The organism is Mesorhizobium sanjuanii, assembly GCF_002529485.1.
Lineage (GTDB): Bacteria > Pseudomonadota > Alphaproteobacteria > Rhizobiales > Rhizobiaceae > Mesorhizobium > Mesorhizobium sanjuanii.
This window is the reverse complement of the sequence record NZ_NWQG01000194.1, coordinates 1-13346: the sequence shown is the minus strand read 5'-3', so window position 1 is coordinate 13346 and position 13346 is coordinate 1. Positions and strand designations below refer to the sequence as shown.

The 13346-nt window shown below is 59.8% G+C and carries 11 protein-coding genes; 10 read left to right on the top strand and 1 reads right to left on the bottom strand.

Going from position 1 to position 13346, the window contains the following annotated elements; all coding sequences use genetic code 11:
• Nucleotides 1-193 precede the first annotated feature (193 nt).
• Nucleotides 194-532, bottom strand: coding sequence for a hypothetical protein (locus CN311_RS32720; RefSeq protein WP_165779846.1), 339 nt, complete (start codon nucleotides 530-532; stop codon nucleotides 194-196).
• A 99-nt stretch (nucleotides 533-631) separates the two neighbouring features.
• Between CN311_RS32720 and CN311_RS25440 the strand changes: the two genes are divergently transcribed.
• The 10 genes from CN311_RS25440 to CN311_RS25385 form a co-directional block, all read left to right on the top strand.
• Nucleotides 632-1165: a sigma-70 family RNA polymerase sigma factor gene (locus CN311_RS25440; protein WP_097576421.1), complete on the top strand. Its 534-nt coding sequence runs from the start codon at nucleotides 632-634 to the stop codon at nucleotides 1163-1165.
• Nucleotides 1152-1937, top strand: coding sequence for an anti-sigma factor family protein (locus CN311_RS25435; protein WP_097576420.1), 786 nt, complete (start codon nucleotides 1152-1154; stop codon nucleotides 1935-1937). Before CN311_RS25440 ends, CN311_RS25435 begins: the two co-directional genes overlap by 14 nt.
• Before the next feature lie 1650 nt (nucleotides 1938-3587).
• Complete coding sequence (locus tag CN311_RS25425) at nucleotides 3588-4076, top strand: invasion associated locus B family protein (protein ID WP_133117258.1); 489 nt, start codon at nucleotides 3588-3590, stop codon at nucleotides 4074-4076.
• A 525-nt stretch (nucleotides 4077-4601) separates the two neighbouring features.
• Entirely contained in the window at nucleotides 4602-5027 is a 426-nt protein-coding gene (locus tag CN311_RS25415) for a hypothetical protein (protein ID WP_097576416.1), read from the top strand.
• 177 nt (nucleotides 5028-5204) lie between these two features.
• On the top strand, nucleotides 5205-5720 hold the full coding sequence (locus CN311_RS25410) for an SH3 domain-containing protein (protein WP_245440948.1): 516 nt from the start codon (nucleotides 5205-5207) through the stop codon (nucleotides 5718-5720).
• 173 nt (nucleotides 5721-5893) lie between these two features.
• Nucleotides 5894-6163: a hypothetical protein gene (locus tag CN311_RS25405; protein WP_165779845.1), complete on the top strand. Its 270-nt coding sequence runs from the start codon at nucleotides 5894-5896 to the stop codon at nucleotides 6161-6163.
• A 237-nt stretch (nucleotides 6164-6400) separates the two neighbouring features.
• Nucleotides 6401-9121 carry an AMP-binding protein gene (locus CN311_RS25400; protein ID WP_165779844.1) on the top strand — a complete coding sequence of 907 codons (2721 nt, stop codon included), beginning with the start codon at nucleotides 6401-6403 and terminating at the stop codon, nucleotides 9119-9121.
• Nucleotides 9122-9132: 11 nt separating this feature from the next.
• On the top strand, nucleotides 9133-10116 hold the full coding sequence (gene nadE / locus CN311_RS25395; protein ID WP_165779847.1) for an NAD(+) synthase: 984 nt from the start codon (nucleotides 9133-9135) through the stop codon (nucleotides 10114-10116).
• Nucleotides 10117-10120: 4 nt separating this feature from the next.
• Entirely contained in the window at nucleotides 10121-12142 is a 2022-nt protein-coding gene (gene asnB, locus CN311_RS25390; RefSeq protein WP_097576413.1) for an asparagine synthase (glutamine-hydrolyzing), read from the top strand.
• The coding region (locus tag CN311_RS25385; protein ID WP_165779843.1) for an AMP-binding protein at nucleotides 12139-13346 on the top strand (1208 nt) is incomplete at its 3' end. The genes asnB and CN311_RS25385, both read left to right, overlap by 4 nt.

Here is a 13346-nt window from a genome sequence, read left to right as displayed (position 1 = left end):
CCTGATTTTTCAGCATTTTTTCTTTAACATCAAATCGTTGGAACCTGCCGGGTGCACACGAATTTACGCCAGAATAGGACCCTTTTCGCCAGGTTTCGATCTCTCAGTGCACACGGAGCGCATACGAAAAAATGGCCACCTACACAAAGCTCTCGTCCGGTTCCTGGCGTGTCCAGGTCCGTCGCAAAGGTCGCTACGTCAGCGACGACGCTCGGCAACCGACGCTGAGCGCCAGTTCGATCGAGGTGAGACGCCGACCAAGTCCCGCATAGCGCGCCTGAAAACCTTCGGCGAACTGATAGACCTTCATATCGACGACATGTGCGATGTAGGCAAGTCCCCTCGCCGCTCCAAGGCCGCGGCCCTCGATATGCTCCAACGGCATCCGGGGAAGTGCAACCTCGCAACGCTCGATCGCGAACGGCTCATTCGTTTTGGTCGTGACCGCGCCGCCCAAGGTGCCGGACTGATGACTCTTGGTATCGACATCGGCTTTATAAAACTTGTTCTTACTCACGCCGCTGCGGTCCACGGCCTGCCCGTCCTTCGAAGGTACACCAGTGCCAGGGCCACTTGAGGAAAAAAAGCCCAACGCTTGGAATAGTCTCTCCATCGTCTCAGTATACGGCACATGAAAGCGAGCTTCGACGTCACTCCGCATTTGGAGGATCTCTGGCGGTATGGTCGAGTGCTTACGCACAATGACGCAGACGCCGACGACTTGGTGCAGGAGTCGCTTGCTCGTGCTCTCTCCCTGGCTCGTAGTTACGACGCTTCGCGTCCTCTCATGCCCTGGCTGATCACAATCGTGCGAAATACCTTTCTGACCAGTGCGGTCCGTGCGAAGGCAGAGAGGCGGCGGATTGCCGCCTATGCGGAGCAGTCCGACCCGTTGTTATTGCCGTCGCAGGAGCACAGCGCCGAACTCTCCAATGTCAGAAAGGCGCTGACAGAACTACCTACGGAGCAAGCCGAAGTTCTCCATTTGGTTGGAGTCCTGGGTTTCACGTATTCTGATGCCGCAACGGTGCTCGGCGTACCGCAGGGAACTGTCATGTCCCGCCTGAGCCGCGCACGTGCTGCCCTGAAAAACAACATGGAAAAGCTGCGCGACTGCGCACCTTCCCAGTTGAAAGTTGTAGGAGGCCGTGATGTGGCCAAGTGACCGCATTTCCGAGGACGAGATCAACCGCTTTCTGGACGGGGAACTGACCCAGTCCCAGAGATCCGACCTCCAGGCCCGTCTTGCCCTGGAGCCGGAACTGGCGGCGGACGTGTTTGCGCAAGCGCAGCGCATGGAAGCTTTGCGCGTCGCTCAACCGCAGCGGCTTTTCCCGCCGCGTGCCAGCGTGGACAAGGCAAAGCGACTGGAGAGTGCGTTTCGACGGCGAAAGATATTCAGTGTGCTCAAGCTGCAAACGGCAGCCGCCTTGCTCGTTTTGGTGGGTTGGTCGGCCAACTCATTGACACTGCCTCTCCGGCAGGGAGGCCAAACCACGGACGAGAATTTCATTCTCGCCGCGCGTGATGCTTTGCGTGTGGCGCAACTGAATGCCGGCCCGGAGAAAGGCAGTGAACCAAAGCAGGACAAGATCGAACGACTGGTCGGCGCAATGAACATCAGCATGCCGGATCTTCCAGCGACATGGCGGGTGAAAGATGTTCAGGTGCAGCCTTGGAACGGGCAGCAGAGCCTTGTCGTGACGGCCGATACGCCGAGCGTCGGCCGGATCACTCTGGTTGCGGTCGCGATGAGCGGCGAAGACGCCATACCTCCAACTCCCGCGACGGATGGCCGGGTGCCGACCGTCTACTGGCAATCTGGTGGCACAGCCTACGCTTTGATGGGCCCCGCCGCCCCCGACCGACTTGAGAAGGAAGCTAAGGAAATCGAAGTTGCTACACGGAGGAACGTTGCGTCCAAGAGAAGGGGCTGATGACCACTGAACCCACAACCACCAGCCAGAGGAAGGTGAAGCTGCATGTCTGCCGAGCAAATTCAGAAACATTTCGTGGGGTTTCTTGGTGCAGATGTAGGAGTCTCGTTCAGTGATCCTGCAGACCCACGTGAGGTGGTTCTATATCGGCCAGACAGGCTATCTGAGGAATTCGTGACTTGGGCATTTGAAGAGTTGGAAAAGACCGCACCGGATGTTGCAAGGAAGATTGACCGACTGCTCGTATCATATGAGACCCGACATGGCCGCACTCGGCGCAGGGTAGACATCTCCTCAAATAGCATGGCGCCCCAGCCGCAAAACCCTGAGCCATCTTCAGGAGCTGAGGCTCCGGGGCGGGCGGCATGATACGGCTTCCGTCACCGACCATAGGAGCCATGCGGTACTACTCGTCGACTTGCCCGGTTTGCGAAGAAACCGCGCTCGCGGCCGACATTATCTTGCGAACGGTCGAATTCCAGTGTGCTCGCTGCGGCGGATACGAAATCACCGCCGCCGCGCGCTCGGCCATGCGAGCGATGTCGTCGGAGCGACGTGTGCTGTGGCTTACGCAGGCCCGGAAACAAACGTCCGAAACTCAGCGAATTGCTCTGTTAGTTTGTGCTAACGAGAATCTGACCGGCGGTGAATAATTGCATCCTGGGAGATGACAACAGGAACGTATCAACGTCGCGGATTTCGACGAAAGACACGCGTAAGAATGATGCTGTTCGAGGAAGCGCACCCGCGGGCGTGTCCTCGCGGCCCGGCATTTCCGGCGGGGTTGGTGCCGGGCCGATCCGCCCGTGTTTGCGGAGTGATCCACTTCAAGTCAACGGGGCGGCAGGCGCGGAGCCCCTGGTCTCCCGCGCCAACGTCCCGAAAAATAGCCGTCAGGCTGGAATAGTTTCCTGCCACGCTCGGTATACGCCGCATGAGAATGAACTTCGACGTGGCGCATCGAGTAACGGGCCATCGTCCTATGCTGGGAGCGGCAGCGCCATCTTGGGAGCGCAGCGCGGGTGCTGATGATCGCGACGACGTCAGTGCTTGCGGTCGGGAGGAGCGCGCTCTCATTGGCCCAGCGGTTGTCCCCCTGTCCATGACCGCTGGGCCGTTCGGCCAGATGAAAAACACCTAACTAATTACGCCAGGTTGGCGGCCACATGGCCCCGCTGACCATAGATGCATTGGACGGCACACGAGACGGGTATGCGGAAGTTGGAAGACTATGAGGAGATTGCGCTAATCGGCTACCCGTACGACGGAGAGTACATAGCCGTGGTGGATGGCAAAGGCGATCATGCTCGACTACTCGGAGGCGAATTGTGCGGCCTTGATGGCGCAACACTGACTGACCAGGCGGCGACTTTGCCACGATACTATCCATGGGCATCCCATCTCGTTATCGCCACTGTTAAAGGGGACCGGCTTATTGCGATCCGTGATTACTGAAGGGCAAATGTTGCTCTCACGGAAGCAATACCCAACGCCCTATCAGGGGGCAGCTCTATCAGGCCGGAGCACGGCCCGAGTTGACCGTGGCCAGGATTTCCAATGACCGCATTGAGAAACCCCATAATCAAATCTCGGCGGTACGGGAAAACCACCTTGACCAAGTTTGTAGCGCTATGAAGCCGGAAGGAAATGATGACCATCAAAGCAGTTGGAGTGAGCATCGCATCTTTGCTACTTTCGATCACTTGGGCGCAGGCTGACCCCAGACTCCTCTCTCAGCACGGCGCATGGGGCGTCTACTCTTATCGCTCTGACACAAAACGCTGCTACGTCCTGAGTGTCCCCGTTTCCAAACTGCCGGCGGGTGTCGATCATGGTGAAAATTTTGTCATAGTCTCGCAGGCGCCGGACGATGAACAGCCCGAAGCCATCATGGGGTATCGGCTTAAGCCGGGATCGGAAATCGATGTGGCGATCGCAAACCAGCGCTTCTCGATGTTTACCCAAGACAACAAGGCATGGCTGCCGAACGCCGAGGAGGATCGATCAATGGTCAGTGCCATGCGAGCAGCCAGCAAAATGAAACTGTCGGCCACGTCGTGGCGAGGTACGCAGACCCAGTACGCCTATTCGCTGATGGGGCTAACCGCCGCCTTAAGCGCAAGCAAGACTTGCAAATAGATGCCGCCATTCGGCTCGTTGAGCGATGTCTGTCGGTGCGGCGTAGTCGCTCCGTCAAATCGCCCAACCGACTTGGAGAAACATCACCCAAGCGCGTCGATCCTCGGATGGCAAAAGGATGAGAGAGTTTTTCAATGCCGCAATCGTTATCCTGCTGATAGCGATTGCCGTCATCCTGCTCTTGCTGGCACCAAGAGGCTTCCAACTTGGTCCGCCCGAGCCGTTTGTTAGTTCTCGCGCTTCTGGCTTGATGCGAGGAGTCGTCGACACCTTCGTGCAGACCCCTTTTACGGGACCTGGGGTGTGAGGCGGTCCGGTCCAGCCGGATGCAATCAATGTTCTAAAACCGAGCGCGGCGCCCAGGCTCTTAGCACCCTATCGATAAAAATCCGAGCGGGCTGGAATAGTTTCTGGTCCGCCTCGGTATACCCCACATGACGGCGAGGCTCGTCGCCGCTCCTACTTTCGAAGGGTTCCTCATGGCGGGGTGCCTATCCGTGATGCGCGTGGCTGAAAGGAAGAACAATGGAAGATAATCGAACCATAGCGCAACGCTGGGATGCCTATCAGCCATCCAAGACACTCTGGTTCTGGTCGCTGGCAGGCGTTGCAATATTGACAATGATCCTGGGCTTCACCGCGGGCGGTTGGACGACAGGCGGAACCGCGAAGCAGATGGCGCTGATGTCCGCTCGCGACGCGCGGGCTGAACTGGTGGCAAATCTGTGTGTCGAAAAATTTGTCAGTGCGGCCGACGCGAGCCAGAACCTGGCCAAACTGAAGGAGACATCGTCCTATCAGCGCGACAGCTTTATTACCGATGGCGGCTGGATCAACCTGGCCGGCATGAAAAACAAAGCGCCCGGCGCGGCAGACCTGTGTGCAGACAAGCTGGCTGCGATGGACGCTATACCCGCGCGCAGCGTTTCACCTTCCCAGACAAGCGGCTGAAGAAGGTCTGCTCGTGAACGTGATAGTCACACCGCACGTGTAGATCGAGCAAAAACGATTCCTGGCGCGTGCCTGGATATGGCGCGCGCCCTCGCCTCGTGACTTCAGATGGCGCATGTCCCTCATCCCGGCGAGAGAATGTTGAATCCAGGCGGGCTCCCCTTTCTCAGAAGTACGGTGAAACTTCTGATATCGTGGGCACTCATTCGATTTGCTCTCACCGCCGCCTTGCTCGCCGCATCTGCAACGACGACAGGATTGAGAGCCGAGACCACTGGCCTCCCTCTACCTCGCTTCGTCTCTTTGAAAAGTTCACCCGCGAACCTCCGGATCGGCCCTGGTGTCGGCTACAGCGTTGAATGGGTCTACATCCGACCGGGCATTCCCCTTGAGATTTACCAGCAATTTGGCAACTGGCGGCGGGTAAGAGATTGGAACGGAGCCAGCGGATGGATCTATGCACCGCTTCTCTCAGGGCATCGAACGGCTGTGATCGCTCCTTGGAGCAAGAGCAACGTTGCTCTGCGCAAGAAGCCGACATTCGATAGCGCTGTTATTTCTTGGTTCGAACCTGGCGTTGGAGTCAAGCTGAGGCGATGCGATGGGCAATGGTGCAGCGTGGCGCTGGATTCGATGTCAGGCTTCGTCAAACAGTTCGACCTGTGGGGGGCATATCCCGGCGAAGTTTTGTGAACGACGAGTGGCTGTGCAACCATGAGCATCGATCACGTGCCCACCGCGTATCCAGACATCCCTCACAAGCGCGCGCATTCGGCCGCCGGACGAAGCCGGTGCCGGCAGTAGTCAAAGTGTCATTAGGCCACGGTAAGGTCGCTCACGTCAAAGTTGCTGCCGGGAGCCCATCGATGGAGACGTATCTTGTCGAGCGAATGGAAGGCGATGATGTGATCGCGGGCCGCATCATCGACGCGCCAAGCCCGTTCAGAGCAGCTTCCCTGGCGACGGATCGACACATCACGCTGCGAACGTGGGAAGAGGATTGGATCCGCGTAACGGACGAGAACCGGGGTCAAATCTTCGCCTATTGCTTTATCTCTGGCGCACACGCCGCTGCCAACGCTTGGCCCGTTAAAAAGCAGGATAAACAGGGGTTTGCGGCCGGACGTTGGAAGTAAGATGCTCTATTCTCGGCTCCATCCGCACGCCTATCGCTTTTTCACCGAAAGAAGAAAGTGACTTGGCGTGAAATCACAATAGCGTGAAGACTAAGCCCGATTGCCGATAATGGCGGCGAATATTCCCTATCGGACGTGCGGTCAGCCCCCTTGAGGCGTGGCGGCGTCATCAGAATGATCGATGAAAAGGTTTCGACGGAGCGCGATAAGTGACCCTAACCTCAGCGTGGGCCACTCATGTCTCCAATGTATTTGGCATCAGAAAGGACGGATCAGGATCTACAGGCGGATCGTCAACCAACGACCCCCGGTAGATGGTCGAACGTCCCGGAATACGCACTTGATCAGGGCGGCCCCGTCCTGCGCCCCTATCAACGCATGGGCGTCGATTTTGCGAACATTCCCGTCTTCGATCACCTGAGAGACATCACCAGGCAACATCCCAACAAACTCGCGATCAGCGACGGCACCACCCGTCTGACCTATTCCCAGCTTCTACAAGCCGTCGAGATGCTGTCCCACCGAATTGCGGCCGTCGTTCCCAACGGACAGGCGATCGGGATCCTTCAGGCCAACTCGGCCTGGTACCCTGTGGCCATCTTGGCGAGCATGGCGGTTGGGCGGCCTTGCGTGCCACTCAGCACGAGAGATCCTCATTCGCGAACCAACGAGATTGTTGTCGCGGCTCGGCTCTCGGCGGTCATAGGCGATGGCAATGTTTGCCCTGTCGGTCTGACTCAGGATGTCCACTGGATTGATGCGACCACCAGCATCACGCCGCAAGTCCAGCCGCTACCCCAGTCCTGTTCAGTCTCGGTCGACGCGCCCGCAGTGGTGCTCTACACCTCAGGCAGCACCGGTCACCCCAAAGGCATCGTCAACAGCCAGCGCAGCCTGCTTTGGCGGGTTCAGCAATATGTCGACGCATGCCACATCAACTCGGATGATGTCTTCTTGCCCTTGACCGGGCCTGCCACGATCGCCGGTTGCCGGGAGGTTCTCGCCGCCGTCCTGACCGGCGCCACCTTGCATCTTGCCGAGCTCGAAGCCATCGGCTTGCGGGCGGTCCAGCGCCTGGTGGCATCCGAAGGCGTGACGGTCACCTATCTGGTGCCGGCCTTGCTTCGCGCACTCATGGCGGACACACCTGCCGACGCCTTCCGCTCGCTCAGAGTGGCCAGGATCGGCGGAGAAAAGGTCACATGGGCCGATATCGCCCTGCTGCGCAAAGTCGTGTCGAACACCTGCTTCATCCAGATTGGTTACTCGTCAACCGAGACCACGGGATCGCAATGGTTCTTGCCGCAAGACTGGCCGGAGGAAGGCACCTCGGTTCCGGTTGGCTGGCTGCTCCCAGGAATGATGTTCGCGATTGTCGACGAAGGAGGGCGCCGCGTTCAGTCCGGCGAGGTTGGCGAGCTCCTGATAAGAAGCCCTTATGTCTTGCTTGGCCATTGGGAGAACGGCGCCGTCGCGCCCGTGGCATCGAATCCGGATGATGGTGATCTGCGGGTATTCGCAACGGGTGACCTTGTCCAGCTTGACAGCCATGGCCTGCTGCACATCGTTGGCCGCAAGGGCCGCCAAATAAAGATCAATGGTCGGCGTATCGAGCCGACCGAACTCGAACTTGTATTGCGTAGCGCGTCTGACGTGGAGGATGCCGTCGCGATGATGACGGCGGCAAGTGAGCTTGTTGCATTCGCCATTCCCCAGCCATGGGCGGGACCAGCCTTTTCGGACGAGCTCCGCCGGCTTGTCAGAACGAAGCTGCCGCCGGAGCTGTGTCCCATGCGGTTCCACACGATAGCTGCAATTCCACGTCTGCCGGGCGGCAAGGTCGACATGGTTGCGCTTGAGGAGATTGATCTTTCAGCCAGGAAGATCGCCCCGCCTGCGCAGCAGTCCAATACCAGCGAGCTGACCGCCCATCGGATAGTGCAGCATGTCTGGAACAATATCCTCAACACACGCGTCGCCGCAGGACGCTGGGATGACGCAGGCGGAGACTCGCTGAAGCTGCTGCGTTGCGTCATGGAAATCGAAAACGCCATCGGGCAGGAACTCAGCCTCGATGGGTTCACGGTCGGTATGAACATGGGCGAAATGGTCAAGGTGGTCGCGTCGGCACAAGCAAGCGCCCCGCGCGCCCAGGTAAAAAAGCACGAACCCCCAATTCTTTTCCTGCTGCCGGGATCCGCCGGCTATGGCCCAAGCTTTGCCGCCTTTGCATCTTCGATGGGCAAGATGGCGCGAGTGGTCCCCATCAGATATCCAGCCTTGGCTATGATATTGCGCGGACCAAACACTGTCGCAAACATGGCCGAGGGCGCGGTCGAGCAGATTCGCCGCGCGCAGCCGACGGGTCCCATAAGACTTCTCGGCCATTCGCTCGGCGGCGCCGTCGCGTTCGAGGTTGCGGAGCGGCTGCTGGCCGCGGGGCGAACCATAAAGTTCCTTGGAATCCTCGACACGAGCCTCCTCGGCGAGCGCAGCACCTATTGGGAGATGATTGTCCGCACATACCAGCGGATCCGGACCAATCGCGTCACCGCTGACCGGATGGTTTGTCGCTTCCTTGCAAAAGTTGCTGTCAAAACGGGCTTCGAGGTGCAGCTCGCCCGCATCCTCAATCGCTATGCTCAGGATGAGTTCAACGCGACGAGTTTCAGAACCAAACTGGAACTGCAGGGGCAGTTGCGAGGCCGGGCCTTCTACCAGTGGCTGGCGATACCCAGACCGACGCTGCCGATCACCGCAACTCTCTTCCGCTGCGCTCGTCCCAAAATGCCGTTGGCGATTGGGTGGGATGGCGCTTTCGCGCGCCTGGATGTGGTTCCGGTCGTTGGCAGTCACTTCGATATGGTCACAGAGCCCTACCTCGCCACCAACCGCCCGCTCATCGAGAGCGCTTTGGAGCAAACCTATTCCGCGGCCGAGCTGCGCATACAGGAGTAAGGACCATCGACCTGATTTCAGAATTCAGCAGGGCCACGCTCGTGCTCGATGCTCGCGTGGAGGTCGATCGCATCGTCGAGATCCTGCGCGAGCAGGTTTTTGGTACACTGCGGCGTCGTGGCGTGGTTGTCGGCCTCTCCGGTGGCATAGACAGCTCCGTCGTCGCTGCCTTATGCGCGCGCGCATTTGGGAAAGACAAGGTTCTGGGGTTATTCATGCCGGAGCACCATTCCTCCGGCGATTCGCTCAGACTAGGCCGCGTTGTCGCGGCCCAGCTTGGCATCGATACGATCCTGGAAGACATAGCAGCGCCCCTTGAGGCCATCGGCGCCTATCGCCGACAGATCGAAGCGATCCAGACCGCTGTTCCCCAGTATGGCGACGGCTGGAAATGCAAGCTGGTGCTTGCGTCGGTTCTCGAGAGCAACGGCCTCAACATAACACGCCTCACGGTTGAAGATCCGCAGGGCAAGACCGACACGGTGCGCCTGTCGCCGGCAGCCTATCTGCAGATCGTCGCCGCAACCAATTACAAACAGCGCCTGCGCAAGATGACCGAGTATTACCACGCGGACCGCCTCAACTATGCGGTGGCAGGCACGCCAAACCGCCTTGAGTACGACCAGGGCTTTTTCGTCAAGCAGGGCGATGGAACCGCCGATCTGATGCCGATCGTCCATCTCTACAAAACCCAGGTCTACCAACTGGCCGAATATCTTGGAGTGGATGAAGAGATCCGGCGGCGGCCGCCCACCACCGACACTTTCTCCATGGCCCAGAGCCAGGAGGAGTTCTATTTCGCGCTGCCCTATCACCTGATGGATCTGTGCCTCTACGGTGTGAACCACGGGCTCTCTGCCGAGGAGGTGGCAGCCGCCGCCGATCTCACCGCGGTCCAGGTTCAAAAAGTCTTCAAGGACATCGACAGCAAACGGCGTGCAGCGCGCTATCTTCACGCCCGGCCCTTGCTGCCTGCCGCGATGGACGAGGGCTGACCGGATGTGCGGCATTGCCGGAATTGTGTCGCTGAGCGCCGCTGCCGCGCCTCCTTCGCGAGACGCATTGATACGCATGGCAGGAGCACTTACGCATCGCGGCCCGGACGAGCGCGGTCTTTACCGGGACAGACGTGCGGGCTTGGCGCATGCCCGCCTGTCCGTCGTCGATCTTTCCAGCGGCCAGCAGCCGCTCGCGGATGCGGGCGACACGACATGGATCGTCTTCAACGGCGAGATATTCAACTATGTCGAATTGCGTGAAAAGCTGGTCGCTCTCGGCCACCGCTTCCGCACGCGCAGTGACACGGAGGTCGTCATCCACGCCTATCGTGAGTGGGGCGAGGCAGCCTTCGAGCGGATGAATGGGCAATGGGCGATCGCAATATGGGACTCCGTGGCGGGTCGTCTCGTGTTATCGCGCGACCGGTTCGGCATCTGCCCGCTGCACTATTGCGAGCACGGCGGTCGGCTTTACTTCGCCAGCGAAGTGAAAGCCATCTTCGCCGCCGATGCCGGCATATCCCGTGCCTTCGATCCGGTTGGTCTCGACCAGACCTTCACATTGTGGACGATCGTACCGCCGCAGAGCGTATTTCGCGGAATTAAGGAACTAAAGCCGGGCCACGTTCGCATCTATGAAAATGGAACCGTTCGCGAGCGGGCGTTCTGGAAGCCGAGTTATCCCGAAATTTCCGGCCCGAACGATGGTCAATTCACCGGATCGCTCAATGATGCGGTGGAGGAAGTGCGCAGCGCTCTCGAAGCCGCCACCGCCCTGAGAATAGTAAGCGCCGATGTTCCGGTCGGCTGCTACTTGTCCGGCGGGCTCGACAGTTCGCTTGTCGCCACGCTGGGCAGGCGCTTCGCGGGCGAGCGTTTCCAGACCTTCTCGCTGCGTTTTGCCGATGCTGAATATGACGAGACCCGTTTCCAGCGCCTGGTCGCCGGCGCGACCGGAAGCGAGCATCATGAGGTGGTGGTCTCGCGCAACGATATCGCCGAGATCTTTCCCGAGGTGATCTACCACACCGAGCGCCCCATCCTCAGGACCGCGCCTGCGCCGCTGTTCCTCCTCTCCAGGCTGGTGCGCGAGCACGGCATCAAGGTCGTGCTCACCGGCGAAGGGGCCGACGAGATGTTTGCCGGCTACGATCTGTTCCGCGAAGGCAAGGTCCGCCGCTTCTGGGGGCGCCAGCCCGCTTCGACACGACGCCCGCGGCTGCTCGATCGCCTCTATCCTTACCTCAGCCGCTCGCCGGTGCACCAGCAAGCCATGGCGCGCCAGTTCTTCGGCCGCAACATCCAGTCCCATGGCGCGCCAGGTTTTGCGCATGACACGCGTTGGCACACCACCGGCGCCGTCAAGCGGCTGTTCTCCGCCGACATGCGCGCTGAAACCGGGCAGCGCGATGCCGTTTCCGAACTGCTCGGCCGCCTGCCGGCGGAGTTTTCACGATGGGGTTCGCTTGCCCAGGACCAGTTTATCGAGATCGAGACGCTGATGTCGGGATACCTGCTCTCCTCGCAAGGCGACAGGATGCTCATGGCTCACTCGATCGAGGGACGCTTCCCCTTCCTGGACGATGAAGTCGTGAAGCTCGCGAATTCGCTGCCGGCAGCCTACAAGCTGGCCGTCCTCGATGAGAAGCACGTGCTGAAGCGTGTGGCGCAACCGATCGTGCCGCCGGAAGTCGTGGCCCGCAAGAAGCAGCCATACCGGGCGCCCAACGGGCTTTGCTTCGTCGCCGACGATGCCCCGGCCTATGTTCAGGAAGCGCTTTCGGAGACGGCGTTGCGCGCGGCGAACGTCTTCGATCCGAAATCGGTCACGCGACTGCTGGACAAATGTCGAGCCAGAAGGGGCGATGGCGACTTGTCCAATTCCGACAACATGGCGCTGGTCGGCGTGCTGTCGACGCAGTTGCTTCACCAGCAGTTCATCGCGAACTGTCCCGGTGGCGCTCGCACCGGCACGCTCAGCGTCGACATCGACCACGAGCATCGCGAAGAGGTTCTGGCATGATGCATGGCGCAGTACCTCTCCTGCATGACTACCTCGCCCATTCCGCCGGCCGCCTTGGCGAGAAAGTGGCGCTGGTGTGCGGCACGCAACGTGTCACCTATGGCGAGCTCGAAGCGCGCGCCAACGCCATTGCGCATCATCTGACCGCCGCTGGAGTGGCGCGCGGCGATCGCGTGATGATCTTCGCCGACAACACCGTCGAAACAGTCGTTTCCTTCTGGGGCGCACTCAAGGCGAATGCCGTTGTCAGCATCGTCAACCCGCTCACCAAAAGCGACAAGCTTGACTATCTGCTCAACGATTGCCTCCCCGCGGCGCTGATCACCGACAAGCACCTGCATTCGGTGTTCAGCGAACCGGCGCGAAACTGCCCGTCACTGCGTCGGGTGATCGTTTCCGGGCCGATCGACGACGACGAGTTGGCCGGACTGCCGCATGCCGTGCGCTGGGATCGCGCAGTCGCCGGCGGCTACAGCAAAGCGCCTGCGCGCCGCTGCATCGATATCGATCTTGCCGCCATCATCTATACGTCGGGGTCGACGGGCGAGCCCAAGGGCGTGATGCTGACACACAGGAACATGATCACCGCCTGCACGTCGATCGCCTCCTACCTTGAGCTTGGCGAAGACGAGGTGATCCTCAACGTCCTGCCTCTCGCCTTCGACTACGGCCTGTACCAGATGATCATGGCGTTTCGCACCGGCGCCCGGCTGGTGCTTGAACGCTCGTTTGCTTTCCCGGCGCAGATCCTTGGCGTGATCAAGCAGGAGAAGGTTACCGGCTTTCCCGGCGTGCCGACTATCTTCGCCTCGCTCTCGGAACTCAAATCGCTGAAAAGTCATGACTTTTCGAGCATTCGTTACGTCACGAACACCGCGGCCGCGCTGCCGCTCAAGCATATTCTCATGCTCCAGGATCTGTTTCCGGGCGCGCGTGTCTATTCGATGTACGGCCTCACCGAATGCAAGCGCTGCACCTATTTGCCGCCGGAGGATCTGGAACGAAAGCCGTTGAGCGTCGGCATCGCCATCCCGAACACGGAAATGTGGATTGTCGACGAGGATGACAGGCCGGTTGGCCCCGACGTCGTCGGCCAGCTTGTCATCCGCGGAGCGACGGTGATGAAGGGCTATTGGGGCAAGCCGGAGGCTACGGCCAGGAAACTCAAGCCGGGTCCGTTGCCGGGCGAGCAGGTCTTGTACAC

Bases quoted from the DNA above. Each gene is read 5' to 3' on its own strand.
- CN311_RS25440 (WP_097576421.1), top strand. From the start codon at position 632: ATGAAAGCGAGCTTCGACGTCACTCCGCATTTGGAGGATCTCTGGCGG.
- CN311_RS25435 (WP_097576420.1), top strand. From the start codon at position 1,152: ATGTGGCCAAGTGACCGCATTTCCGAGGACGAGATCAACCGCTTTCTG.
- CN311_RS25425 (WP_133117258.1), top strand. From the start codon at position 3,588: ATGACCATCAAAGCAGTTGGAGTGAGCATCGCATCTTTGCTACTTTCG.
- CN311_RS25415 (WP_097576416.1), top strand. From the start codon at position 4,602: ATGGAAGATAATCGAACCATAGCGCAACGCTGGGATGCCTATCAGCCA.
- CN311_RS25405 (WP_165779845.1), top strand. From the start codon at position 5,894: ATGGAGACGTATCTTGTCGAGCGAATGGAAGGCGATGATGTGATCGCG.
- CN311_RS25400 (WP_165779844.1), top strand. From the start codon at position 6,401: ATGTCTCCAATGTATTTGGCATCAGAAAGGACGGATCAGGATCTACAG.
- asnB (WP_097576413.1), top strand. From the start codon at position 10,121: ATGTGCGGCATTGCCGGAATTGTGTCGCTGAGCGCCGCTGCCGCGCCT.